Origin of the sequence: Streptomyces sp. NPDC050448 (assembly GCF_040655295.1) — a bacterium.
Classification (GTDB): Bacteria; Actinomycetota; Actinomycetes; order Streptomycetales; family Streptomycetaceae; genus Streptomyces.
Genome location: NZ_JBFAJR010000035.1, coordinates 55,543 through 79,948, shown reverse-complemented (window position 1 = coordinate 79,948; position 24,406 = coordinate 55,543). Strand labels below are relative to the sequence as shown.

Below are 24,406 nucleotides of genomic sequence, written 5' to 3'. Positions count from 1 at the left end.
GCGGCTGGCCGGGCCCGATGAGCTCGCCGACCCGCAGTACTGGGCCGGGCATGTGCGGCGGCCGGTGCGGTTCGCCGAGGGGATCGCGGCGGCGGTGGAGTTCGGTGGGACGCTGTTCGTGGAGCTGGGGCCGGGCGGGGCTCTGACGGCTCTGGTGGAGGAGACGGCCTCCGCCGTGGACGTCGAGGTGGCCTGCGTTGCCGCTTTGCGTGACGGGCGTCCGGAAGAGCAGACCTTGCTGACTTCGGTGGCGGAGCTGTTCGTCCGTGGAGTCCCCGTCGACTGGGCGGCCATGCTGCCTGCCGGGTCCGGGTCCGGGTCCGTACGGGTCGACCTGCCCACGTATGCCTTCGACCACCGGCACTACTGGCTCAAACCGGCCGCGACGGCCACCGACGCGGCCTCGCTGGGCCAGGCGGCGGCCGATCACCCGCTCCTGGGCGCAGTGGTGCAGGTGCCTCAGTCCGACGGGCTCATCTTCACCTCGCGGCTGTCGCTGCGGTCGCACTCCTGGCTGGCCGACCACAGGGTCGGTGGTGTGGTGCTCGTCCCGGGTACCGGGCTGGTGGAGCTCGCGGTGCGGGCCGGTGACGAGGCCGGATGCGGTGTTCTGGAAGAGCTCGTCATCGAGGCGCCGCTGGTGGTGCCCGAGCGCGGCGGGGTACGGGTCCAGGTCGCGGTGGGCGGCCCGAGCGAGAACGGTTCGCGGACCGTGGAGGTCTATTCCCAGCGCGAGGACGCTGCCGCTGAGGGCGTGTGGACGCGGAACGCAACCGGCCTGCTGTCGGCCACGGCCCAGCCGGGCGGCAGCGGCACCGGGTTCGACTTCGCCGCATGGCCGCCGCCCGGCGCGCAGCCGGTGGACATAAGCGGCAGCTACGGGCTGCTGGCGCAGGGGGGCTACGGGTACGGCCCCGCGTTCCGGAGCGTGCGGGCTGTGTGGCAGCGTGACGGGGAGGTCTTCGCCGAGGTGGCCCTGCCCGAGGAGCACCGCAAGGAAGCCGGCAGGTTCGGCATCCACCCCGCGTTGCTGGACGCGGCCCTGCATTCGACCATGCTGAACACCGTGGCCGCGGCCACGGCGGCCGGTGGCTTCGAAGGTGAGCGGGACGGGCAGGGAATACGGCTGCCGTTCGCGTGGAACGGGCTGGAACTGCACGCGGCCGGCGCCTCGGTGTTGCGCGTGCGCGTCGCACAGACCGACCGCGACGCGCTGTCGCTGCAGGCCGTGGACGAGGCCGGTGGCCTAGTCGTGACGCTGGACTCACTGATGTCCCGGCCGGTGTCCGCCGAGCAGTTGGAGACGGCGGCGGACACCGCAGTCGCCGACTCGCTGTTCCAGGTGGACTGGACCGAGCTGTCATCGGCTCAGGGGGCGGGGCCTTCCCCGTCGTGGGTCGAGGTGGCCACCGCGGGCGACGTGGCGACTCTGGCCGACGACGTGCTGTCCGGTGCGGACGCCCCGGCGGTGGCAGTCCTGCAGGCCGTCGGCGGCAGCACTGAGGGTGTCGCAAGCGAGGACGTGGTGCTGGAGCTGGCCGGCCGGGTGCTGGACGTGTTGCAGTGCTGGCTGGCCGGGGCCGGACTGGAGGATTCGCGGCTGGTCGTGGTGACCCGGGGCGCGGTGCCCGTGGGTGAGGGCGCGGTGACTGACCCGGCCGGATCGGCGGTGTGGGGTCTGGTGCGTGCCGCCCAGGCGGAGAACCCCGACCGGATCATCCTGATCGACGCCGACCCCGCAGCCGAAAGTGCTGTCGAGCCGGTGCCGGGTGCGGTGCTGGGTGCGGTGCTGGCCTGCGGGGAACCTCAGGTCGCCCACCGCGGCAGCTCGCTGTCGGTTCCCCGGCTCGTCCGGGCTCGCCGTGAGGTCCAGGATGTCCCGGCGGTGTTCGGACCGCAGGGGACGGTCCTGGTCTCGGGTGCCGGTTCGCTGGGCGCTCTCGTGGCCCGGCATCTGGTCTCGCGGCACGGAGTGCGGAGTCTGGTGCTGGCCAGCCGGCGGGGTCCCGATGCCGAGGGCGTGGGGGACCTGGTCGCCGAGCTGGCCGAGCAGGGGGCCACGGTTTCGGTGGTGGCCTGTGACGTGTCCGACCGCGATCAGGTCCAGGCTCTGCTGGCATCGGTGCCGGCCGAGCAGCCCCTGACCGGTGTGGTGCACACGGCGGGCGTGTCGGATGCCGGCGTGATCGGGATGCTGACCCCGGAACGGCTGGCGGGGGTGTTCGCGCCGAAGGTGGATGCGGTGCGGCATCTCGATGAGCTGACCCGCGGGCTGGACCTCGACGCGTTCATCGTCTACTCCTCCGTCTCGTCCCTCTTCATGGGCGCCGGCAGTGGCGGTTACGCGGCCGCGAACGCCTTCCTGGACGGACTGATGGCCGACCGCCGGGCGGTGGGCCTGCCCGGACTGTCGCTGGCCTGGGGCGTGTGGGAGCAGGCCACCGGCATGGCGGAACACATCGACGACCTCACCAGGACCCGGATGAACCGGCGCGGGGGAGTCCTGCCGATGACGGCAGTGGAGGGCATGGAGCTGTTCGATGCCGCTCTGGAGTCCGGGCAGGCGCTGCTGGTGCCGGTCAAGCTGGACCTGCGGGGGCTGCGTTCCGGCGCGGCCGGCGACGGGGTGCCGCACCTGCTGCGCGGCCTGGTACGGGCCCGCCGGCAACTGGCGCACGTGGTGGGCACCGGCGACGACCACCGGCAGCTGACCGGCCGGCTGGCCGGACTGCCCGCTGCCGAGCAGACGAAGGTCCTGCTCGACCTGGTGCGGGCTCAGGTGGGCGCTGTCCTGGGCTTCAGCGGGACGTACAGGATCGACGCGGACCAGGGGCTCTTCGAGATCGGCTTCGACTCGCTCACAGCGATCGAGCTCCGTAACCGGCTCCGCAACATCACCGAAGTGAAAATCTCGCCCAACATCGTCTTCGACTACCCGACGCCAGGAATGCTGTCCGCGCATCTCCACGAGCTGATGTGCGGCGAACAGGGCGCGGCCCAGGTGGCGATCTCCGTATGAAAGAGTGTGATGGCGTGTTCGACGTGAGTGTTTATCTCGAGCGGATCGGCTGCGGCGGAGAAACCGGTGTGGACATCGCGACTCTGCGAAAGCTGCACAAGAGCCACCTGATGGCGATTCCGTACAACGGTGCCGCCTACGATGTCAGTGACGGAGTGCACCTCGTCGACCTCGACGAGGACGCCATGTTCGAGGCGAGCATTCTCCAAGGGCGAGGCGGTACCTGTTACCACCTGAACCGTCTGTTCTTCCGGCTTCTCCGCGAGCTGGGCTACGACGTGACGCTGCTGGCGGCCAGCACCGGCGAGGGCTGGGACAACTTCGCGGTCAAAGTCGAGCACATGTTCATCCGTGTCGCCCTGGACGGTGATGAATGGCTCGTGGACGTCGGCTACCCGGGCCCTTCCTACATCGAGCCGCTGCTGGTCTCCGACGCGGTGCAGTCCCAGTACGGGTCCCAGTACCGGCTGGTCGAGCGCGAGTCCGAGATCGCCCTCCAACGCCGGGGGGCGGTCACCCGGTGGGGCGTCGTCTACACGTTCACGATGCAAGCCCGGCAGTGGAGCGACTGGAAGGAACTGGAGGACTGCCTCCGGGAGATCCTGTCGGACGTGAACCGGCCCGACAGCCGGGAAATCCTGTGCGGCCGGACTTTCGAGAACGGTCAGGTCGTCATGAAGAAGCGACGGCATCTGACGGTCCGCGACGGTCGTGAGCAGGTGCGCACGATCACCGACGACGGCGAGCTCCAGACACTGGTCTCCGGCATTCTGTCCGGCGCGTTGGGCTGAGCTTGCACTCCGGCCGCCGCCCGTACCGCAATTCATCCCGGTCGAAAGAGGAACGAGTGGGAATCGGAAGTGGGAAAATGATGGACAAAGACCCGGCTGATGCGGCTTCCATTCCTCTGCGCCTCAGAGATCACGCCTACGACGTGGTCATCGGCCCGGGGGTGCGTACGTCGCTTGCCGAGGTCATCCAAAGGCTGGGCGCCGGACGGGCCGTCGTCGTGTCGGCCCGCCCGGAGGAATGGGTGCCGGACACCGGTGTGGAGACCCTGCTGCTGCCGGCCCGGGACGGCGAGCAGGACAAGACCCTCGCCACGGTGGAGGCGCTGTGCGGTGAGTTCGTGCGGTTCGGGCTCACCCGGTCCGACGTCGTCGTCTCCTGCGGCGGCGGCACGACCACCGACGTGGTCGGGCTGGCGGCCGCGCTCTACCACCGGGGCGTGCCCGTGGTGCACCTGCCCACGACGCTGCTCGCCCAGGTCGACGCCAGCGTCGGCGGGAAGACGGCGGTGAACCTGCCGGCCGGCAAGAACCTGGTCGGCGCGTACTGGCAGCCCAGCGCGGTGCTGTGCGACACCGACTACCTGTCGACCCTGCCGCGGCGGGAGCTGCTGAACGGTCTCGGCGAGATCGCCCGCTGCCACTTCATCGGCGCGCCGGACCTGCGCGGGCTGTCGCTGGAGGAGCAGATCACCGCCAGTGTGAGCCTCAAGGCCCGCGTCGTGGAGACGGACGAGCGGGACACCGGACTGCGGCACACGCTCAACTACGGCCACACGCTGGGCCATGCGCTGGAGAAGGCGACCGACTTCGCACTGCGCCACGGCGAGGGGGTGGCCATCGGAACGGTCTTCGCGGGGCGGCTCGCCGGCGCCCTGGGCCGTATCGACCAGGCGCGGGTGGAAGAGCACCAGGACGTCGTCCGGTACTACGGCCTCCCCACCGCCCTGCCCGTCGAGGCCGAGTCCGCGGCCCTCATGGAACTGATGCGCCACGACAAGAAGGCGATGAACGGGCTCTCGTTCGTTCTGGACGGCCCGAAGGGCGCGGAACTGGTGAGCGACGTACCGCACGAGGTTGTCGCGCGCGTCCTGGACCGGATGCCCCGAGTGCGCATGGCCGATCTCGTCGGCGGCGCTGCGCTCGGAGCCTCCACGACCGATGCGGCTCAGAAATGACACGTGCAACCCAGTGGCCGGCCGTTCTCGACGGATCGGCCGGCGCCGCCCGCCCGGCGGACCGCCTGATGTTCGACAGACTGTTCGACAGGCTGGAGGCGGCGCTCGCCAAGCCGGCCGCGCAGCAGCCGATCTGGGGAGACCCGGAACAGGCGAGAGACGCGGTGGCGCTGCTGAGCCGCGCCGAGCCGATCGTGACGCCGGCCGAGACGGCCCGGCTGCGCAGTCGGCTCGCCGCGGTCGCGCGCGGCGAGGCGTTCCTGCTCCAGGGCGGTGACTGCGCGGAAACCTTCGCCGCGAACACCGAAGCCCATGTGCGCGCCAATCTGTGGACGCTCGTGGACATGGCCGCCGTGCTCGCCCGCCGCACCGGACTGCCCGTCGTCAAGGTCGCCCGGATGGCCGGCCAGTACGCCAAGCCCCGTTCCCAGGCCGTCGACGCACTGGGGCTGCCCGTCTACCGCGGCGACATGGTCAACTCCATCGAGCCCACGCTCGCGGCCCGGACGCCCGATCCCTACCGGATGCTGCGGGCACACGCCGACGCCGCACGCGCGATGGCTCTGGTGCGCAGCTTCGGCAACGGCAACGGCAACGGCAACGGCAACGGTGAGGGCGACGGCGACAACGACCTCTACGTCAGTCACGAGGCACTCCTGCTCGACTACGAGCAGTCCTTGCTGCGGGTGGACACCAGTGGGCCCGAGCCCCGTCTGGCCAGTGGGCTGGGGCACTTCCTGTGGATCGGCGAGCGCACCCGCCAGCTCGACGGCGCGCACATCGCGTTCGCGGAACTGCTGTCCAATCCGATCGGCCTCAAGATCGGTCCGGGCACGAGCCCGGAGACGGCCGCCGCGTACGTGCGGCGGCTCGACCCGCACCGTGAACCCGGGCGACTGACGCTGGTCAGCCGCATGGGGCACGGGCAGGTCCGTGACGTCCTGCCGCCGATCGTCGAGAAAGTCACCGCCTCCGGCCATCAGGTGATCTGGCAGTGCGATCCGATGCACGGCAATACGTACACGTCGGCGAACGGATACAAGACCCGCAATCTCCGGCACATCACCGATGAGATAGCCGGTTTCTTCGAGGTCCACCGGCGGCTGGGCACCCACCCCGGCGGAATTCACATCGAAGTGACGGGTGACGACGTCACGGAATGTCTCGGCGGCGCCGCCGGAACAACGGAAGCCGACCTGCCCGCCCGCTATCACACGGCCTGTGACCCCCGACTCAACGCGGAGCAGTCGATGGAACTCGCATTTTCCGTCCCGGAGATGGCGGCGGCCGATATCACCGACTTCGAAGCGGCGCTGCGATGACCGGCCGTCCGACCGCTGCGCCCATCAAAGGCACCACCCGGCTCTACGCCGTGCTGGGGGATCCCATCGCCCAGGTCCAGGCGCCCGGGCTGATGAATCCGCTCTTCGCGCGCCTGCGGATGGATGCGGTGCTCGTTCCGGTACACGCCCGGCCGGAGCACCTCGAGCAGATCGTGCGCGGTCTGCAGCGCGTGGACAACCTCGACGGCATGTTCGTCACGGTGCCCCACAAGGTCGCCGTTCGCCGGCTGGCCGACCGCTGCGGCCCGACCGTGGACATCGTCGGAAGCGCGAACGTGCTGCGCCGGGAGGCCGACGGCAGCTGGCTCGCGGAGAACTTCGACGGCTCGGGCTTCGTGGCGGGTCTCGTCGGGGCCGGGCACGACCCCCACGGCCGACGGGTGGCGCTCGTCGGCGCGGGCGGCGCGGGCAGCGCCGTCGCCGCGGCGCTGCTGACGGCCGGTGTCGACCGGTTGTCCGTGTACGACACGGACACGGCGAAGCTCGGCGCGCTGGTCACCCGCCTCGGCGCGTACTGGCCGGGCCGGGTAAGGGCCTTGACCGGACCGCAACTGCGCGACATCGGCATCGACATCGCGGTGAACGCCACGCCGCTCGGAATGCGTGCGGACGATCCGCTTCCGTTCCCCTTGGACTCCCTGCCGCCGGGCAGCGTCGTGGCCGACATCGTCATGAAACCCCGTGAGACGCGGCTCCTGCGTGAAGCAGCCGCACTGGGCCACCCCGTCCATCACGGTATTCACATGCTCGAGGGGCAACTGAATTCCTATCGAATCTTCTTCGACTTGCACTGAACTCACGGCACGACTACCGAATCTAGGGATGCGGTGTCACGGGCGGGGCTCTATTTTGGACTTGCAATTCAGCCTATTTCTGACTGCACATGACGCTGCACGGGGCGGAGTGTGCGCCTCTTCCGCGATCTCGACGGCGACTGCTCGTGTGCGCGCGTCTTCCTCCGTAGCAGCACAGTGCCCCGCCCACTCCGCACCTCGCGTCGAGTCAGATCCATTCCTTGGAGAAACATGAACGTGCGACAGGCGCCGGAATTCCCCCAGTGGCCGCAGTATGACGAGCGTGAGCGGGAAGGGCTCATCCGCGCACTCGAGCAGGGCCAGTGGTGGCGGATGGGCGGAAGCGAAGTCGATTCCTTCGAGCGGGAGTTCGCCGAGCACCACGGCGCCGCCCACGCTCTCGCGGTCACGAACGGAACCCACGCACTCGAACTCGCCCTGCAGGTCATGGGCGTCGGCCCGGGCTCCGAAGTCATCGTTCCGGCCTTCACCTTCATCTCGTCCTCTCAGGCGGCGCAGCGGCTCGGCGCGGTCGCCGTCCCGGTGGACGTCGACGAGCACACGTACAACATCGACGTGGCGGCGGCTGCCGCCGCCGTGACGTCGCGGACCCGGGCGATCATGCCGGTGCACATGGCCGGATTCCTTGCGGACATGGATGCACTCGCCAAGCTCTCCGCCAATACGGGCGTCCCGCTGCTCCAGGACGCCGCGCACGCGCACGGCGCCCGCTGGCAGGGCAAGCGCGTCGGCGAGCTCGGCTCGGTCGCCGCGTTCAGCTTCCAGAACGGCAAACTGATGACCGCCGGTGAGGGCGGCGCCGTGCTGTTCCCGGACACGGAGATGTACGAGACCGCGTTCCTGCGGCACAGCTGCGGACGGCCCCGGACCGACCGCCGGTACATGCACGCGATCGCCGGCTCCAACCTGCGGCTCAACGAGTTCTCTGCGTCGGTGCTCCGGGCACAGCTGCGCCGCCTGGACGGCCAGATAGCCACGCGTCATGAGCGCTGGGCCCTGCTGTCGCACCTGCTCGAGTCGATCGACGGTGTGGTCCCGCAGCGCGCCGACGAGCGCACCGACGTTCCCTCGCACTACATGGCGATGTTCCGGGTGCCCGGCATCGGCGAGGAGAACCGCAACGCCCTGGTCGACAGGCTCGTGGAGGCCGGCCTGCCGGCGTTCGCAGGATTCCGCGCGATCTACCGCACCGACGCCTTCTGGGAGTTCGGCGCACCGGACACGACCCCGGACGAGCTCGCCGAGCGCTGCCCCAACTCCGAGGCCATCAGCCAGGACTGCATCTGGCTGCACCACCGCACTCTGCTCGCCTCCGAGGAAGACATGCACCTCACGGCCGCGATCATCGCCGACGCTGTGAGCACGGTATGAGCGTCCGGGTCGCCATCGTCGGGCTCGGCTGGGCGGGCCGGGAGCTGTGGCTCCCCCTGCTGACCGAGCACGCCGACTTCGAAGTGGTGGCCGTCACCGACACCGAACCGGCGGCGCGCGAGGCGTTCGGCGTGGTGCCGGGCATTCCCGTGTACGCGACGCTGGACGCGCTCACCCCCCGGTCGATCGACCTCGCCGTCGTCGCAGTCCCCAACTACCTGCACGCCGAGGTGGCCGCGACCCTGCTCGGCAAGGGCGTCTCCGTCTTCCTGGAGAAGCCGGTGTGCCTGACCTCGGACGAGGCGGAAACTCTGGCGGCCGCCGAACGCAGCGGCGGCGCCATGCTGCTGGCGGGCAGCGCCGCGCCCTACCGCAGCGACGTGGGAGCCCTGGCGCGCCTGGTGCCCGACCTCGGCCACATCCGGCACGTCGACCTGTCGTGGGTCCGCGCACGCGGCATCCCCAAGGCCGGCGGCTGGTTCACCCAGCGCAGCAAGGCCGGCGGCGGTGTGCTGTTCGACCTCGGCTGGCACCTGCTCGACACACTCGCGTCCCTGCTCGGTCCGGCCCGCTTCGCCGAGGTCGTCGGCGTGACGGCGAACGACTTCGTCAACGTCGTTTCCTGGAGCGCGGCATGGCGCCACGACCAGCCCGTCACCGATGCCGACGGCGACGTCGAGGACACCGCCCGGGGCTTCCTCGTCCGCGAGGACGGAGTGTCCGTCGCCCTGCACGCCAGCTGGGCGTCGCACGAGGCACGGGACGTGTCCCGGATCCAGGTGGTGGGCAGCGACGGAACCGCCGAGCTGCGGTGCACCTTCGGTTTCAGCCCCAACCGCCACCCCGAGTCCGTGCTGACGCTGACCCGTGAAGGCATCACCATGCCGGTCCCGGTGCCGGACGAGCCCATCGGCAACGAGTACCGGCGGCAGCTGGACGGCCTCGCCGCGGTACTGGCGGACCCGGGCAACCGGGGCAGGGCCATCGGTGAGGCCCGTACGACGGTCCGCGTCATCGAGGACTTCTACGCGTCGGCCCGCTCCGCCCGCGCCGGCAACGCCGTGCCCGCCTACCGGTAAACGGTGCGGAAGACCAGTGGAACCACGGTTCCAAGACAACGAGCAGACGTACGGGATGGCATGACGTGACAGTTTCAATGGCAGGGACATCAGCGACGGTGACACAGACGCGCCCGTCGGTCAGGCGCGCCGTGATCTTCGACCTGGACGGGGTCATCGTCGACAGCTTCGCGGTGATGGAAGAGGCTTTCGCCATCGCCTACAAGGAGGTCGTGGGGGAGGGCCAGGCGCCGTTCGAGGAGTACCGGCGCCACCAGGGGCGCTACTTCCCGGACATCATGCGGATCATGGGCCTCCCGCTGGAGATGGAGGAGCCCTTCGTCCGCGAGAGCTACCGGCTCGCGCACCAGGTGCCGGTCTTCGAGGGTATGGCCGAGCTGCTGCTGACCCTGCGGACGCGGGGGTACAAGCTCGCAGTGGCCACCGGCAAGAGCGGGCCGCGGGCGCGGTCGCTGCTCGAACAGCTGGGCCTGCTCCCCTTTTTCGACCACGTGATCGGCTCGGACGAGGTCGCCCACCCGAAGCCCGCCCCGGACATCGTCGTGCGCGCTCTCGAGCTGCTGGGGCTGCCGGCCGAGGAGGCGATCATGATCGGTGACGCACCGACCGACATCGCCAGCGCCCACGGCGCCGGTGTGGCCTCGGCCGCCGCGCTGTGGGCCGAGGTGGACGACGAGGACGCACTGCTGGGCGCCCTGCCGGGCGCCGTCCTGCACCGCCCGGCCGAACTGCTGGCGCTGTGTCCCTCCGTGCCCCGCGGCTGAGGGTCGTCCAAGCATGGAGAAGGCACATCACCTCGGTGTCGACATCGGGGGCACCAAGGTCGCCTTCCGGGTGGAGGCCGGCGCGGAGTGCGTCGACGAGTCCGCCTTCCGGTGGGGCCCGCGGCACAGCGCCGAGCGGGACCTCGCCCGACTCGCCCACCACGTGGAGCAACTGCGGGCGAGACTCGGAGTACCGCTCCGCGCGGTGGGCGTCGCGATGCCCGGCACGGTCGACCCGGCCGGCCGGGTCACCGCCTGGCCCAGCCGGCCGGAGTGGAACGGGCTCGACCTGGACGCCTCGCTGCGCGCGCTGTTCCCCGAAGCAGCCGTCGCCCGGGCGGACGACGGCGACCTCGGTGCCCTCGCGGAAGCCGGGGCGTCGGGCTGCGACGACCTGCTCTACCTCGGGGTGGGCACCGGCATCGGCGGCGGCCTCGTCCTGCAAGGGGCGCTGTGTCCCGGGCTCGGCCGCGGCTCCTTCGAGGTCGGACACGTGATCGTCGCGATGGGCGGTGCGCAGTGCGTCTGCGGCCGCCGGGGATGCCTCCAGGCGATCGCCTCCGGGCCGGCCACCCTGGGCCGCGCGGCTCTTCTGCGGGGAGCGCCCGTCCCCTTCGAGGAACTGCGGCGGGCGCTGCGCGATGGGGCGCCGTGGGCGGTCACCGCGGTCGAGGAGACCTCCCGGGCCCTGGCCGCCGCGGTGGCCGGCGTCCAGGAACTGGTCCATCCCCGGCTCGCCCTGATCGGCGGCGGCTTCGCGGCCGGTCTCCCCGAGCTCGTCGGGCTGGTGTCCGATCACCTCGCCGAGCTGGCCCGCCCGGGCCAGCCCCCGATGCCGGTGGAGCCGGCAGCGCTGGGGGGCCTTTCCTCGTTGCGCGGCGCGGTGGCGCTCGCCCGCCTGGCCGCGCCCTGACCGCGTACGACCGTCAGCCGGCCCGGTGCGGTGCACCGGCCGGCACCGCGGCGCGCAACCGGTCCCGCAGGTCGTCGACCAGCGCTTCGGTGCCGCCCGGGCCGCTCGCGGCACCGAAGACGTGGTAGTCCGGACGGACGAGCAGCGAACTCGCCCCGAACCGCGCCAGATACGGCCCGTAGACCTCGTCCGTATCCACCACGCCGATCACACCGGCCGAGCCGTGCCCGTCGGATGGCTGTCCGGGCGGCAGCAGCCGCACCACGTGGGCCCCGAGGCCGGCGAGGAAGGACAGCCGCTCCTCGTCGAGCAGGGTGTGCGGATCGTCGGTGGTCAGCAGGACGAAACCACGGCCGACGACATCGTCGAACAGCCCGACGGAGCCCTGGCGCGCCACGCGTGCCTGCGGTACGACGGCACCCACGGGCGCCTCGGCCGCCTCGGCTGCGGCCGGCCGGTGCAGCAGCCCGCCCGAGAGCGCCTTCGCCGGCTCCGGCCGCCCCGCCGGCTTGCCGCGCCGGTTGGCCAGCACCGTGGCATCCCGGTCGGCGGCCGCCGCCGGGTCCGTCACACAGATCACCCGGCCCAGCTGGACCGACGCCAGGATCGCCTCCTTGGCCTGCGCCCGGCGTTCCTCCGTGTAGCTGTCCAGTACGGACTCGTCCGCGAGGCCGCGGAGCGTCAGGTCCAGCTTCCACGCCAGGTTGACGACGTCCCGGATGCCGGAGCACATGCCCTGCCCGGCGAACGGCGGCATGAGATGGGCCGCGTCTCCGGCCAGCAGGACACGGCCCACGCGCCACTGGTCGGCCCAACGGGCCTGGAAGATGTACGTGGTGCTGCGCAGCAGGGTGGCCGTGTCGGGGGTGACGCCGAACGGCGCCAGCAGCCGCCAGGCCGTCTCGTCCCGGTTGAGTTCGGCGGTGCTCTCGCCGGGCAGGCGCATGAACTCCCAGCGCCGGCGCCCGGGGCCGCTGGCCACCACGGTCGTGGGCCTGGCCGGATCACAGATCTGCACGTTGGTGGGGGTGAACTCGCGCGGCCGGCGCAGTTCGACGTCGCAGAGCAGCCACTCGTAGGAGAACCCGAGGTCCGTCACGGAGACGTCGAGGTGGTCGCGCACGAAGCTGTTGGCTCCGTCGCACCCCACGACCCACCGTGCGGAGAGGACGCGTGTCGCGTCATCGTCGGTGGCCGCCGTCACCTCAACCCGTTCTTCCCCGTCCGCGATCTTCACGACCTCGTGCCCGCGCAGCACCGTGATGCCGGGAAGTGCCGCCGCCCTGGCGGCGATCAGCTCTTCCAGGGCCGGCTGGTGCATCGTGTTGGCGTCCGGCCAGCCGTAGGGACCGGCCGTGGTGAACTCGATGTCCAGCAGCGCCGCGCCGGAGGGGGTCTGCCACTGGTAGCCGTTGGCCGGCTCGGTGACCCGGCCCAGATCCGGGCCGATCCCGGTGGCCGCCAGGAGCCGCGCGGTCTCCCCGTCGAAGCTGGTCGCCCGGGGAAGCCGGTACGGCCGGGCGCGGCGCTCGAGTACGGTCACCCGCCAGCCGCGCTGGGCGAGCAGCACCGAGAGCGCGGCACCGATCGGCCCGTTGCCCACGATGACGACGTCGGTGTCCGTCGGATTCGAGTACGTATCGTGCGTTCGCATGGTTGGCATCGTGCCCCTACTCGCATGCCGTGGGCAGATCAGCGCGCACTTCGAAAAACGGCGTCAAGGAAGACTTCACAGGTCCGCGCTGTTTGAAGGGCTGAATTCCGCCACGCTGGAAAATTGCCAGAATAGTATTCCGGTGTTCAAGGCGTGTCAAGGATCAGAAAACTCTATCAGGACGAGGGATGTGTTGTCGGTCATTCCTGCCGTAACTTGCCGAAGAGCCGGGCCCGTTGAAGCGGACGGTGCAGTTCGAAATCCGGTTGTGCCGGTTTCGTTCGGCCCTGAACGACAAAAGCCCGTCTCGTGTGCCCACCTCATATCGGTGGGTCGGCAAGCCTTTTCTCCGATACGGAAGTGAGCGACCTTATGACCGCCACCGCCGAGACCCCGGCCGACCCGGTCGAGGTCCTCTCGCCGGACCTGATAGCCGACCCGTTCGCCGGGTACGCGCGGATGCGCGAGCGGGCGCCGATCCTGACCGGCACGATGATGGGCGGGCCGCCGATGTGGCTGGTCACCCGCTACGCCGACGTCCGCCGGGTTCTGACCGACCCACGGTTCCTCAACAACCCGGCCTCGGTGCCGGGAGGCCCGGACGTCCGGACCACGATCATGAAGCGGCTCAACATCCCGTCCGACCTGGTCGACTACCTCGCCGACAAGATCGTCGAAGTCGACGGCGCCGACCACCGCCGACTGCGCAAGCTGGTCTCCCGGGCGTTCACCGCGCGGCGCGTGTCCGCGCTGCGCCCACGGGTCGAGGAGATCACCGCGGCGCTCCTCGACCGGTTGGCCGAGGCCGCACGCGACGGCGCGCCGGTCGAACTCATGGAGTCCTTCTGCTACCCGCTGCCGATCACCGTGATCTGCGAGCTGGTCGGCATCGACGAGGCCGATCGTCCCCGGTGGCACGAGTGGGCGGGCATGCTGTCCGCACCCTTGGCACACGTCGAGAGCCTCCCGACCGTCTTTCGCGAGTGCGTCGACCACGTGCTGGACCTGATCGCTCGCCGGCGTGCCGAGCCGCGCGACGACCTGGTCACCGCACTCGTGCAGGCCCAGGAGGACGACGGTGACCGCCTCTCGGACCGGGAGATGGTCACACTGGTCTTCACCCTTGTGATCTCCGGGCACGAGACGACGACCTCCTTGCTCGGCAATTCGGTACTCGCCCTGCTCGGACACCCGGACCAGCTCGCACTGCTGCGCGCCGACCCGTCCCGGTGGCCTCAGGCGGTGCAGGAGCTGACGCGACTGGGGCCCGTCCAGTTCGGGCAGCCCCGGTACCCGTCGGAGGAGGTCGAGCTGGGCGGCGTGACGATCCCGGCGGGGGCGCCGGTCATCCCGCTGCTCCTCGCCGCGAACACCGACCCGCGCCAATTCGACGACCCCGAGCGGCTGGACGTCGGCCGGGAGACGGCACGCGCCGAGAGCCACCTCGGTTTCGGGCAGGGGCTGCACTACTGCCTCGGTGCCGTGCTGGCCCGCCAGGAGGCGGAGGTGGCGCTGCACGCGCTGTTCACCCGGTTCCCCGACCTGTCCCTGGCGGTCGGGCGGGAGCAGATCCCGTGGACGATGCGACCCGGGTTCACCAGGGTCGACCGGCTTCCGCTGCGGCTCGTCTGAACCCGGCCCCCGCCGGCCGATCCCGGCCGGCGGGGGCCGGGTCCGCACCGGGTCCGGCCTGCCGGGGCCGCGGACACCCGGCGCGCAGGCCCATCCGCGTTCACCCGCTCATGCGACCTTCGTCGCGCACAGGATGCCGTGCGCGATGAGGGCTCCCGGTGTCTTGGTGAGATCCTGGGCCACCGTCTTCGTGACCTCGAACCCGCACTCCTCCACCCAGCTCCGGTAGGTCGACAGCTTCTGCGGCCCTCCCTTGCCCATGGCGCCGGAGAGGAAGTAGACGGGGAAGAGGTCGACGCCGGCGCTGCTGGGGTCCTTGACGTCGTCGGGGTACACCGGCACCAGGATGTTGACCTGCCCGCCGACTTCCAGCGCATTGCTCACGCTGGTGAGGATCCTGACCACGTCCTCCTTGTCGAACATGTCCAGGAAGTGCTTGATCAGGACGACGTCGAAGCCCTTGGGAACGCTTGCGAAGACGTCACCGCCGATGAACGAGCAGTGCTTCTCGACGCCGTGGGCGCGGAAGGTCTCGAGGCATTCCTCTTCCTTCTCGGGCAGGTCGAAAGTCGTCACGCGAAGCCCGGGCGACGCCTTCAGCCGATAGGTCATGATCGCTCCGAGACCGGTGTTCCCGGCGAGATCGAGCACCTTCGAGCCTGCTGGGATGCGGAGGTTGCGGAAGAACCAGGGATCCACGTGGGCGGTGACGTCGTCCATCATCGTGGCCCAGGATTCGCGCAGGTCCTTGTGCTCGCCCACGGCCTCGTACAGATTCCCCTTGAACCCGTAGAACTTGTCCAGTCCGACGACCGTGCCGGTCTGAACGCTCTCGGTGAGGTAGAACATCTGCCTGAGCATGACGACCTTGATCATGTCCATCACGGTGAGCAGCCGCCCGAGGTCGGCCTCGGCGATGTCCGCGAGAGCGTCGAGCGCGTAGCCGCCGGAAGCCTCGTCGTACGAGATGAACCCCTCCTTGACCGGCAGGTGGAGGAGCTGTTCCACGGCACCCGCCGTGGCGCCGACGGTCTCGCCGAGCCGGTCCGTGGTCATGCCGGGCTCTTTCCGGAGCGCATCGATGATGCCGAGCTCGAAGCAGGAGAGCAGGGTCATGAACCTCGCCGGTCCCAGCATGTATTCGCGGAACCGCATGAACGTGTCTTCTGGAGTCATTGCACTCATTCCTTCGGGCCAGGCGAGCGCGCAACGATTCAGGACGGCACCGGCCGCGCTCCCGCTCGCGGGCGACGCCCCGGAACCGGGCGGTGCGTTCGCCGAGAATTTCCTTTCAGGGTAGGGAATGCGCGACGGGCCGGGCATCCCTTGATCTGGTAGCGCACCTCGTATCTCGAGGCGTTGCGCATTGCCCTATCAGATCGAGGGATGCCCGGCCCGTCAGGCCTGTCCTAGGGTCTGGAAGGATCATGCAAGTCGCGGGATCGGCACCGGTCCCGACCAATTCAAAATGGGTCCGCCGATTTCGCTCGGGGCGCTCGCTGGAGGATCACGTGACCGAACAGAACCTTGAGAACTTCTCGCTGGAACACCTCAACCTGGAAGCCGTTTACCAGGGATATCGGGGAGACACGCCGGTCGGGATCCTCGCGCCGTGGGACATCGCCGATGCGCAGCCGGCCGTGATCGCGGCCGAGGATGCGGGCCAGGTCAGCGGCGACGTGATCGACGTCGGCTGCGGGCTCGGGGACAACGCGATCTTCCTCGCCTCACGCGGCTACCGGGTCACCGGCATCGACGGGGCGCCGACCGCCATCCAGGAGGCGCAGAAGCGGGCCCGCGCCAAGGGACTCGACGTCGATTTCGCCGTTGCCGACGCGACCAGCCTGGACGGTTACGAGAACCGTTTCGACACGGTCATCGACAGCGGGCTCTACCACTGCCTGACCGAGGACAACCAGCGCCGCTACATGGACGCGCTGTACCGCGCCACCAAGCCCGGCGCGCGGCTGCACCTGCTCTGCTTCGCCGAAGAGCTGCCCGCGGTCTTTCCTGTCGCACAGCGCGTCAGCGAGAAGAACCTCCGTGAGATCGTCGGCAAGCAGTGGAACATCACCTTGCTCCGCCCGGTCCTGTACCAGACCTCGCTCACCCCCGAGAGCATTCGGCAGCTGATCAACCTGGCGGCCTCCGAGACGGAGGACGTCAGCGAATCGCTTGCCCGCTTCGACCCGGCGCTCTCCTCGAATCCCATCGATTCCGTCGAACTCGATGCACAGGGGCGGATCAAGGCTCCCGTCTGGCAGCTCGCCGCGGAACGCATCGGTTAGCGGTAACCGGCCGCCGGCGTTGCCGATTCGTCCGGCAGGCGAAACATTTCGTCATCCGGCAGAGTGGGCCAGGTTTCACCTGGTCCACTCATCGGCGTAACCGGAGATTTCGCACGATCCGGAACGCCGGACGTCCGGCCGGATTCGAGACGGCCTATCAGATCGAGGGATGCCCAGCCCGTCAAGCCCGCCCTAGGCTCTGGAAGATGTCGAAAAAAGTGGAGCAATTCGAGAAATGGGTCCGGCGACGCCCGCCGGCGCCGAACAGCAAAGTCCGCCTCATATGCCTGCCGCACGCAGGCGGATCGGCGAGCTTCTACTTCCCCCTGTCCAAGGAGCTCGAGCCTGCGGTGGAGGTGCTGGCGATCCAGTACCCGGGGCGGCAGGACCGACGCCACGAGCCGAACATCCCCAGCATCCCCGACCTGGCGGACCAGATCTTCGCGGCCGTGCGCCATCTCGACGATCTGCCCCTGGCGTTGTTCGGACACAGCATGGGCGCCGTTCTCGCCTACGAGCTCGCTCTGCGCATGCAGGACGCCGGCCTCCCCTCGCCCGTGCGGTTCTTCGCGTCCGGCCGGCGGGCCCCCTCCCGCCACCGCGACGACATGGTCCACCTGGGGTCGGACGCACAGATGGTGGCCGAGCTCCGGAAGCTGAGCGGCACCAATGCGGCCATGCTGGCCGACCCGGAACTGCTGGAAATGATCATGCCGGCCATCCGCAGCGACTACCGCGCCGTCGAGACGTACCGGTACGAACCCGGGCGGAAGCTGGACTGCCCGGTGACGGTGCTCACCGGAGACAGCGACCCCCGGGTCTCGATCGACGAAGCGGCGGCCTGGGAAGAGCACACCACCGGACCGATGGACCTCACGGTATTCCCGGGAGGCCACTTCTTCCTCGCCGAACAGAACGAACGCGTGGTCGAACTGCTGTCGGAGAGGCTGGACCGTCAGGGGATCGATATGCCTCGCAGGCCCCGAGCGGAGGTGATGTGAGATGAGCTCCGTCCCCGTACCCGCCATTGCCCACCACTCGCTGCTGGTGCTTCTTCTCCAGCTGGCGCTCCTCCTTCTCCTGGCTCTTTCCCTCGGGCAGCTGGCCGCGTGGTTCAAGATGCCCGCGATCGTCGGCGAGTTGTTCGCGGGGGTGATACTCGGTCCCTCGGTTCTCGGCCACACGCTGCCCGACTTCGCCGACTGGCTGCTGCCGAAGCAGCCCGAGCAGATGCACCTCCTTGACGCAGTGGGTCAGCTCGGTGTTCTGCTGCTCGTCGGTGTCACCGGCATGGAGCTGAAATTCGACCTCGTCAAACGGCGCGGGGCCACCGCGGTCCGGGTGAGTCTCGCCGGTCTGCTCCTGCCCTTGGCGCTCGGCGTCGGCACGGGCCTCCTGCTGCCGTCCTCGTTCCTGCCGGGCGACACCAGCCCGACGGTGTTCGCCCTGTTCCTCGGAGTGGCCTTGTGCGTCAGCGCGATCCCCGTGATCGCCAAGATGCTGCTGGACATGAACCTCCTTCACCGCGAGGTCGGACAACTGACGCTCGCCTCCGGCGTGATCGACGACGTCATCGGCTGGTTCCTGCTCTCCATCGTTTCGGCGATGGCAACGGCCGGGCTCACCACCGGGAAGATCGCCGTGTCCCTGCTGTACCCCCTGGGCGTCGTGGTGTTCGCGCTGCTGGTGGGCCGCCCCGTGGTGCGAATGGCGCTGAGGGCGGCCAACCGGTCCCCCCAGCCGGGGCCGACCGTTGCGATGGCGGCGTTGATCGTTCTGCTGGGCTCGGTGGCGACGCACGCGATGGGACTCGAGGCGGTCTTCGGCGCCTTCGTGTGCGGCGTACTGATCGGCACCAGCGGCGAGCTGGACCAGGAGAAGCTGGCCCCGCTGCGTACCACGGTGCTGGCCCTCCTCGCCCCGATCTACTTCGCCACGGCCGGACTCCGGATGGACCTGACGGCGCTGACCAGGCCCGTCGTTCTGGCCGCGGCGTGCGCGGTGCTCGCCGTGGCCATCCTCGGCAAGTTCGCGGGTGCCTACATAGGCGCGAAGATGAGCGGGCTCAACCGGTGGGAGGCGCTCGCACTCGGAGCCGGCATGAACTCCCGCGGGGTGATCGAGGTGATCGTGGCGATGGTGGGGCTTCGGCTCGGCATTCTCGGCCCCGAGACGTACACCATCATCATCCTCGTCGCGATCGTGACCTCGCTCATGGCGCCGCCCATTCTCCGTGCCGCGATGGCCCGGATCGAGGAGAACGCCGAGACGGAAATGGGCATGGGCGTGGGCAGCGGCAAGCCGCGCGACCTGGCGTCCCCACCACCCGCCAAGGTCTGAGGACTTGACGTCGCCCCCCAGCGGAGGGCTTGACTGGCACACAACGGGTGCCAGGAGGAGAGAGGCATGACCTCCAGGGAGCGAGAGATGACCGGGAAAGCCGGCGGTACGGGTCAGTTGCTGGCCATCAGCGACCTCCACCTGAACTACGCCGAGAACCGTGCCCTGGTCGAGGGGATGACACCCGGCTCGGAGAACGACTGGCTGCTGGTGGCCGGGGACGTGGCGGAGAACGTGGCCGACGTCCGCTGGTGCCTGAAGACCCTCGCGAGCCGCTTCCGCAAGGTCGTGTGGGTCCCCGGCAACCACGAGCTGTGGACCCATCCGGGCGACACCGTCACCCTGCGCGGTGTCGCCCGCTACGAATACCTGGTCGAGCTGTGCCGCGAACTGGGCGTCACGACGCCCGAGGACCCCTACCCGATCTGGGAGGGGCCGGGCGGCCCCGTGGCCGTGGCGCCGCTGTTCCTGCTGTACGACTACTCGTTCCTGCCCGCCGGTTGCACCACCAAGGAGGAGGGACTGGCCTACGCGCACAGCACCGGAGTCATCTGCAACGACGAGTACATGCTGCACCCCGACCCCTACCCGAGCCGCGAGGCCTGGTGCCGGGCCCGGGTCGCCGCGACCGAGCGCAGGCTCGCCGAACTCCCCGACGACCTGCCCACCGTCCTCGTCAACCACTACCCGCTCGACCGGCACCCGACGGACGTCCTGTGGTACCCGGAGTTCGCCATGTGGTGCGGCACCGGGCTGACCGCCGACTGGCACCGCAGGTTCAACGTGGCCGCCATGGTCTACGGCCATCTCCACATCCCGCGGACCACGTACCACGAGGGCGTCCGCTTCGAAGAGGTGTCCGTGGGATATCCCCGCGAGTGGCGCACGCGCCGGGATCCACCGGGAAGGCTGCGCCGGATACTGCCCGTGGAGGCCGGATGACCGGGTGACCGGCGACCGGGTGATCGCCGCCGGACGTCAGCCGACCTGTGCGAGCTCAGGAGCCGGACTCGAAATACGGCTCCACGTCCGCGTCAGTTCCACACGAGAAGCCACGTTCATCTTGCGGAAGATCTTCTTCAGGTGGAACGCCACGGTGTGGCCGGAGATGAACAGGTGTTCGCCGACCTGGGAGTTGGTGAACCCCTGGCTCACCAACTCGGCCACCGCAGCCTCGGTGACGGTGAGAGTGCCGGCGCTCACACCGTCCTGGCCGGCGTACTGCGGATAGCGGCCGCGTCGCACACCGAGCGAGCGGAGCTTGCTCACGACCCTGCGGGCGTCCCGCGGGGCCGCGGAATGCGTGTACCCCTCCACCGCCCGTTCGAGGATCTCGACTGCGCGATCCCGCTCCTGGTCCAGTTCGGACAGGAGAGTCCCGGCATCTTCGTAGGCGGACGCGCCCGCCCACAGGTCCAGATGCGATTCGGCCGCGGCGATGACCCGTTCGGGATTCTCTTCGAGCAGGCCGTCGGCGTGTACCGCTGCCGCTTCTATCGACCGGAGCCCGCTGTTGCGCGCGGCGAGTTCGGAAGCCTCGGAGGCCACCCGCGCGGCGAGGGATTCGTCGCCCAGCTTCCTCGCGGTCCGCACGAGCCAGGCGGCAGCGGCCGGCTGCGAGGCCAGGAGCTCCAGGATGAGCTGGTCGTCCGTGATGATGCCCGCGATGAGATGAGCAGCACTCTTCGCGCCACCCTGCACTTCCAGGAACTGGGCCGCGGCCCAGGCGCACTGACTGGGCCTGTCGACCGTCCGGCCGAGAAGGGCGTCCTGCCGCAGCTGATCGACGAAGTCCAGGCTCACGCTCATGTTGCCCTGCCGGAGAGCGCTCAGCGCCAGCATGGTGTGCGCGTCGGGAAGCAGGGAGTTGAGGTCGGCCTGCTGCGCCCTGTGGACGCCCCGGCCCGCCAGATCGGCAGCGGAGTCGACATCTCCCCGGGTGAACGCGAGTTCCGCCGAACAGATCAGCGCAGCCGCCACCAGTCCGCCGGTTTCCGCAGCGCGGGCCGTCAGCTTCTCCAGCTCGGCGAGTACACGCGCCCCGGAGGCGAGTTCACGGACCCGGACGAGCAGTACGGAATACCAGACCATGGCCGGCCCCACGCAATTGTCTGCGCATTCAGGGTTGATCCGGGCGGCTACGGCCGCCAGGCGAATTGCCTCGACGAGTTCGCCGCGCGACCAGGCGGAAAACGAGAGCTCGGACAGTCTGACCGTCTCGCAGGAGTTGCCGTGGCAGGTGCGCATGACGGAAAATACCGGGGGCGTCTGCAGGCGAATCAGAGAGTCGAGCATCACATCTCCTGTCATCGGATCATCAGTCGCGCCGCTTCGTCCGAGTGGTGGCGGTGGACGTGCCAGTCATGATTCAGCACCGGGCTCCACAGGGACGGAGTGCTCCAGCCGGACTCAAGTGCAGATCAAGACAGCTGCCGGAAGGGCGAAGTTCGGTTCGCGAGGGCCGGGCGGCCTCGGCGAACGGGAGGCTGCCGCCCACCACGGGCTCTCGCGTCCGCCGCCCGCCGGGATCGCCCTCGCACCGGACGCGCGCGGCATCGAGCCGGTCCCCAGCGGTCCTCTTGCCGCGGCCCTTCGCGAGAGCCGGCCCGGTGGGCGCCGGGTGGAAGCACCGACCGTCAGGACGACGATCACGTGGGTGCCCGACGGACTATCAATTCTGATGATGGCGCACCGAGAAGGGCGTCGACAGTATGGAGGTGTTCCGGAGCTCTCCGGTGGATTGAACAGCGAGGTGTCCCCTTGAGTGCCGTGCTTCTCTTGAACGGTCCCAACCTGGGCATTCTGGGCCGCCGCGAGCCGGAGATATACGGCACGGATACGCTCGCCGACATCGAAGCGGCGGTCGCCCGGGAAGTGAGCGTCAAGGGGTGGGAGGTTCGCTCCGTCCAGCACGATTCGGAAGGCGACCTCGTCGGCGCCATTCACAGGTATTCCGACACCACGGTCGGGGCGATCGTCAATCCCGGTGCCCTGATGATTGCCGGATGGAGTCTTCGCGACGCGCTGGCGAGCTATTCACCGCCGTGGGTCGAGGTGCACCTCAGCAACGTATGGGCCCGCGAACAATTCCGGCACGAGTCGGTGATCGCCCCCCTGGCGAGCGGTGTCGTGGTCGGCCTGGGTGCATTCGGCTACCGCCTGGCCGCCCAGGCGCTGATGCACCTGTCCGAGGCCAGGCCCTCGTAGCCATCACGACGAGGGCCGGCGAGGGCCGCCGGTCAGTGACTGTTTCCGGGACGCGACTCCAGGAGGGTGAACACCGCGCCCTCCGGATCGGTGACCGTGGCCACCCTGCCGGTCAGCCCCTCGCGGGGCGGCTGGACGACACGCCCGCCGAGCCGGTGGACCCGGGCCGCGGCCGTGTCGGCGTTCTCGACCTCGAAGTACGTCATCCAGTGCGGACCCCGGTCGTGCGGGAGGGAGCGCCCGACCCCGTGCACGGCGGCGACCGGGCGCCCGTCCAGCAGCAGCGTCACGTAGTCGAAGTCGGCGGAGGCCGTGCCGTGCGTCTCGGCCTCGTGGCCGAAGACGTGCTCGTAGAACTTGCCGACGGTCGACGTGTCCTGGGTGACCAGCTCGTTCCAGACCGGGGTGCCGGGGACCCCGGGCAGCCGGGTACCGATCTGCTCCTCGGCCTGCCAGAGCCCGAAGATCGCCCCCAGCGGGTCGGAGCAGATCGCCAGGCGGCCCGCGGCACCCGCGTCCAGCGGGCCCACCGCGACCGTGCCGCCGCAGGAGCGGATCGTCTCGGCCGTCGAGTCCGCGTCGTCGGTGGCGAAGTACGTGGTCCAGGCCACCGGAAGATGCCGGTCCAGCGGCATCTCGCCGATGCCGGCCACCTCCTGGCCGTCGAGCAGGGCACGGACGTACGGGCCGAAGGCCTGGGGACCGGGCTCGTACTCCCAGCCGAAAAGATCGGTGTAGAAGGCCTCGGTGGTCCCGAGGCCGTGCACCATCAGACTCGACCAGCACGGTGTGCCGGGCGGGCGCCGCGTTGCTTCCGGTGCCTCGGTCATGTCAGCCGTCTCCTCCGTCGTCGCTCATCCCGGACCAGATGCTTCCACTCCGGCGGGTCCGGCGCGCCCCGACCGGCCGGGTTTCGACGGAGCGGGGCGAGATGACCGGATCGGTGCGGCCTGTCGATGTCGGGCTTGTTACCGGGGCTGCGGAGCGGGGAGGAAAATGGGCCGCATGACTGCGAACTCCGCGAACCCCGTGAACGCTGCGATCCTCTCCGCGTCCGAACTGATGGACGAGCTGGCTGGATCCCGGCCGCCGGTACTGCTGGACATCCGCTGGCAGCTGGGCGGCCCCGACCTGCGGTCCGAGTACGAGACCGGCCACCTGCCGGGTGCGGTGTACGTGGACCTCGACCGCGAACTGGCAGGTCCGCCGGGGGCGGGCGGGCGGCACCCGCTGCCGCAGCCGGAGGAGTTCGGGGCGGTGATGCGCAGGGCCGGGGTCTCGGCGGACGCGCCGGTGGTCGTGTACGACGGGGGTCTGGGATGGGCCGCCGCCCGGGCGTGGTGGCTGTTGCGCTGGACGGGTCACACGGACGTGCGGGTGCTGAACGGGGGACTGGCCGCGTGGACGGCGGCGGGCGGAGCGATGACGGCCGACACGGTGACCGTTACGGAGGGCGATTTCAAGCCAAACCCGGGAGCGATGGGGCTGCTGGACGCGGACGCCGCGGCGGCGCTCGCGCGGAGCGGGATCCTGCTGGACGCGCGGGCGGGGGAGCGGTACCGCGGCGAGGTCGAGCCGATCGACCGGGTCGGCGGGCACATTCCGGGGGCGGTGTCGGCGCCGACGGCGGAGAACGTGGGTGCGGACGGCCGGTTCCTCGCGGCGGACGTACTGCGGGCGAGGTTCGCCGGGCTGGGTGCCTCGGGTGAGGCACCGGTGGGGGTGTACTGCGGGTCGGGGGTCTCGGGGGCGCACGAGGTGCTCGCGCTCGAGGTGGCGGGGGTTCCGGCTGCCCTGTACGCGGGCAGCTGGTCGGAGTGGTCCTCGGACCCGGAGCGTCCGGTGGCCACGGGTCCGGACCCGCAGTAGCCGGTCGAGCCCCGGCCCGGGTCTACAGGAGCGCGGTGGGGGTGGGCGCGGCGCGGGCCGCGCCCGGTTTCCGCGGCTCCGCCCCAGGCCCCGCGCTGCAAACGCCGGGGGGCCTGTGTACCGGGCCGCGGTGGGGGTGGCCGAGG

At 70.0% G+C, this 24,406-nt stretch carries 20 protein-coding genes; 16 read left to right on the top strand and 4 right to left on the bottom strand.

Annotated features, from left to right (window positions below):
- The 9 genes from AB0I68_RS30920 to AB0I68_RS30880 form a co-directional block, all read left to right on the top strand.
- Window positions 1–3,019: type I polyketide synthase (locus AB0I68_RS30920; protein WP_363180663.1), on the top strand; the 3,019-nt coding region annotated here is incomplete at its 5' end.
- 23 nt (window positions 3,020–3,042) lie between these two features.
- Complete coding sequence (locus AB0I68_RS30915) at window positions 3,043–3,810, top strand: arylamine N-acetyltransferase (protein ID WP_363180662.1); 768 nt, start codon at window positions 3,043–3,045, stop codon at window positions 3,808–3,810.
- A gap of 77 nt (window positions 3,811–3,887) precedes the next feature.
- Window positions 3,888–4,985 carry a 3-dehydroquinate synthase family protein gene (locus AB0I68_RS30910; RefSeq protein ID WP_363180661.1) on the top strand — a complete coding sequence of 366 codons (1,098 nt, stop codon included), beginning with the start codon at window positions 3,888–3,890 and terminating at the stop codon, window positions 4,983–4,985.
- Window positions 4,986–5,053: 68 nt separating this feature from the next.
- Window positions 5,054–6,307, top strand: a complete 1,254-nt coding sequence (locus AB0I68_RS30905; protein ID WP_363180666.1) for a 3-deoxy-7-phosphoheptulonate synthase class II — start codon at window positions 5,054–5,056, stop codon at window positions 6,305–6,307.
- Complete coding sequence (locus AB0I68_RS30900) at window positions 6,304–7,122, top strand: shikimate dehydrogenase (RefSeq protein ID WP_363180660.1); 819 nt, start codon at window positions 6,304–6,306, stop codon at window positions 7,120–7,122. Before AB0I68_RS30905 ends, AB0I68_RS30900 begins: the two co-directional genes overlap by 4 nt.
- A 231-nt stretch (window positions 7,123–7,353) precedes the next feature.
- A complete protein-coding gene (gene rifK / locus AB0I68_RS30895; RefSeq protein WP_363180659.1) occupies window positions 7,354–8,514 on the top strand; it encodes a 3-amino-5-hydroxybenzoate synthase in 1,161 nt (386 codons plus the stop codon).
- Window positions 8,511–9,593 carry a Gfo/Idh/MocA family oxidoreductase gene (locus AB0I68_RS30890; RefSeq protein WP_363180658.1) on the top strand — a complete coding sequence of 361 codons (1,083 nt, stop codon included), beginning with the start codon at window positions 8,511–8,513 and terminating at the stop codon, window positions 9,591–9,593. Before rifK ends, AB0I68_RS30890 begins: the two co-directional genes overlap by 4 nt.
- Before the next feature lie 98 nt (window positions 9,594–9,691).
- Window positions 9,692–10,357, top strand: coding sequence for an HAD-IA family hydrolase (locus AB0I68_RS30885; RefSeq protein ID WP_266662908.1), 666 nt, complete (start codon window positions 9,692–9,694; stop codon window positions 10,355–10,357).
- Window positions 10,358–10,370: 13 nt separating this feature from the next.
- A complete protein-coding gene (locus AB0I68_RS30880; RefSeq protein ID WP_363180657.1) occupies window positions 10,371–11,270 on the top strand; it encodes an ROK family protein in 900 nt (299 codons plus the stop codon).
- A gap of 13 nt (window positions 11,271–11,283) precedes the next feature.
- Here the strand turns inward: AB0I68_RS30880 and AB0I68_RS30875 are convergent, their stop codons facing one another.
- The gene (locus AB0I68_RS30875) at window positions 11,284–12,924 is read right to left on the bottom strand and encodes a bifunctional 3-(3-hydroxy-phenyl)propionate/3-hydroxycinnamic acid hydroxylase (protein ID WP_363180656.1); all 1,641 of its coding nucleotides are present in this window, start codon (window positions 12,922–12,924) and stop codon (window positions 11,284–11,286) included.
- Between the two features lie 360 nt (window positions 12,925–13,284).
- Here AB0I68_RS30875 and AB0I68_RS30870 point away from each other — a divergent pair, with 360 nt between their 5' ends.
- Window positions 13,285–14,556, top strand: a complete 1,272-nt coding sequence (locus tag AB0I68_RS30870) for a cytochrome P450 (protein ID WP_363180655.1) — start codon at window positions 13,285–13,287, stop codon at window positions 14,554–14,556.
- 108 nt (window positions 14,557–14,664) lie between these two features.
- Here AB0I68_RS30870 and AB0I68_RS30865 read toward each other — a convergent pair whose 3' ends face one another.
- Window positions 14,665–15,732: a methyltransferase gene (locus tag AB0I68_RS30865; protein ID WP_363180654.1), complete on the bottom strand. Its 1,068-nt coding sequence runs from the start codon at window positions 15,730–15,732 to the stop codon at window positions 14,665–14,667.
- Window positions 15,733–16,067: 335 nt separating this feature from the next.
- Between AB0I68_RS30865 and AB0I68_RS30860 the strand changes: the two genes are divergently transcribed.
- The 4 genes from AB0I68_RS30860 to AB0I68_RS30845 all read left to right on the top strand — a co-directional run bounded on the left by AB0I68_RS30860 (window position 16,068) and on the right by AB0I68_RS30845 (window position 20,126).
- Window positions 16,068–16,844 (top strand): class I SAM-dependent methyltransferase, encoded by a 777-nt coding sequence (locus tag AB0I68_RS30860; RefSeq protein WP_363180653.1) that lies wholly within the window; start codon window positions 16,068–16,070, stop codon window positions 16,842–16,844.
- Window positions 16,845–17,050: 206 nt separating this feature from the next.
- Window positions 17,051–17,845, top strand: coding sequence for an alpha/beta fold hydrolase (locus tag AB0I68_RS30855; RefSeq protein ID WP_363180652.1), 795 nt, complete (start codon window positions 17,051–17,053; stop codon window positions 17,843–17,845).
- 1 nt (window position 17,846) lies between these two features.
- Complete coding sequence (locus AB0I68_RS30850) at window positions 17,847–19,184, top strand: cation:proton antiporter (RefSeq protein ID WP_363180651.1); 1,338 nt, start codon at window positions 17,847–17,849, stop codon at window positions 19,182–19,184.
- Between the two features lie 87 nt (window positions 19,185–19,271).
- Window positions 19,272–20,126 (top strand): metallophosphoesterase, encoded by an 855-nt coding sequence (locus tag AB0I68_RS30845; RefSeq protein ID WP_363180650.1) that lies wholly within the window; start codon window positions 19,272–19,274, stop codon window positions 20,124–20,126.
- Window positions 20,127–20,162: 36 nt separating this feature from the next.
- Here AB0I68_RS30845 and AB0I68_RS30840 read toward each other — a convergent pair whose 3' ends face one another.
- Window positions 20,163–21,479, bottom strand: coding sequence for a LuxR C-terminal-related transcriptional regulator (locus AB0I68_RS30840; RefSeq protein WP_363180649.1), 1,317 nt, complete (start codon window positions 21,477–21,479; stop codon window positions 20,163–20,165).
- Window positions 21,480–21,944: 465 nt separating this feature from the next.
- Here AB0I68_RS30840 and AB0I68_RS30835 point away from each other — a divergent pair, with 465 nt between their 5' ends.
- Window positions 21,945–22,391, top strand: coding sequence for a type II 3-dehydroquinate dehydratase (locus tag AB0I68_RS30835; protein WP_363180648.1), 447 nt, complete (start codon window positions 21,945–21,947; stop codon window positions 22,389–22,391).
- A 32-nt stretch (window positions 22,392–22,423) separates the two neighbouring features.
- On the opposite strand, the gene AB0I68_RS30830 is transcribed toward AB0I68_RS30835, so the two are convergent.
- Window positions 22,424–23,221, bottom strand: coding sequence for a VOC family protein (locus tag AB0I68_RS30830; RefSeq protein WP_363180647.1), 798 nt, complete (start codon window positions 23,219–23,221; stop codon window positions 22,424–22,426).
- Window positions 23,222–23,396: 175 nt separating this feature from the next.
- Between AB0I68_RS30830 and AB0I68_RS30825 the strand changes: the two genes are divergently transcribed.
- Window positions 23,397–24,260 (top strand): sulfurtransferase, encoded by an 864-nt coding sequence (locus AB0I68_RS30825; RefSeq protein WP_363180646.1) that lies wholly within the window; start codon window positions 23,397–23,399, stop codon window positions 24,258–24,260.
- The last annotated feature ends 146 nt before the right edge of the window (window positions 24,261–24,406 follow it).

Coding starts and splice junctions, on each gene's coding strand:
- AB0I68_RS30910 (WP_363180661.1), top strand. CDS start 3,888: ATGATGGACAAAGACCCGGCTGATGCGGCTTCCATTCCTCTGCGCCTC.
- AB0I68_RS30905 (WP_363180666.1), top strand. CDS start 5,054: ATGTTCGACAGACTGTTCGACAGGCTGGAGGCGGCGCTCGCCAAGCCG.
- AB0I68_RS30900 (WP_363180660.1), top strand. CDS start 6,304: ATGACCGGCCGTCCGACCGCTGCGCCCATCAAAGGCACCACCCGGCTC.
- rifK (WP_363180659.1), top strand. CDS start 7,354: ATGAACGTGCGACAGGCGCCGGAATTCCCCCAGTGGCCGCAGTATGAC.
- AB0I68_RS30890 (WP_363180658.1), top strand. CDS start 8,511: ATGAGCGTCCGGGTCGCCATCGTCGGGCTCGGCTGGGCGGGCCGGGAG.
- AB0I68_RS30880 (WP_363180657.1), top strand. CDS start 10,371: ATGGAGAAGGCACATCACCTCGGTGTCGACATCGGGGGCACCAAGGTC.
- AB0I68_RS30875 (WP_363180656.1), bottom strand. CDS start 12,924: ATGCGAACGCACGATACGTACTCGAATCCGACGGACACCGACGTCGTC.
- AB0I68_RS30865 (WP_363180654.1), bottom strand. CDS start 15,732: ATGACTCCAGAAGACACGTTCATGCGGTTCCGCGAATACATGCTGGGA.
- AB0I68_RS30855 (WP_363180652.1), top strand. CDS start 17,051: ATGTCGAAAAAAGTGGAGCAATTCGAGAAATGGGTCCGGCGACGCCCG.
- AB0I68_RS30850 (WP_363180651.1), top strand. CDS start 17,847: ATGAGCTCCGTCCCCGTACCCGCCATTGCCCACCACTCGCTGCTGGTG.
- AB0I68_RS30845 (WP_363180650.1), top strand. CDS start 19,272: ATGACCGGGAAAGCCGGCGGTACGGGTCAGTTGCTGGCCATCAGCGAC.
- AB0I68_RS30840 (WP_363180649.1), bottom strand. CDS start 21,479: ATGCTCGACTCTCTGATTCGCCTGCAGACGCCCCCGGTATTTTCCGTC.
- AB0I68_RS30830 (WP_363180647.1), bottom strand. CDS start 23,221: ATGACCGAGGCACCGGAAGCAACGCGGCGCCCGCCCGGCACACCGTGC.
- AB0I68_RS30825 (WP_363180646.1), top strand. CDS start 23,397: ATGACTGCGAACTCCGCGAACCCCGTGAACGCTGCGATCCTCTCCGCG.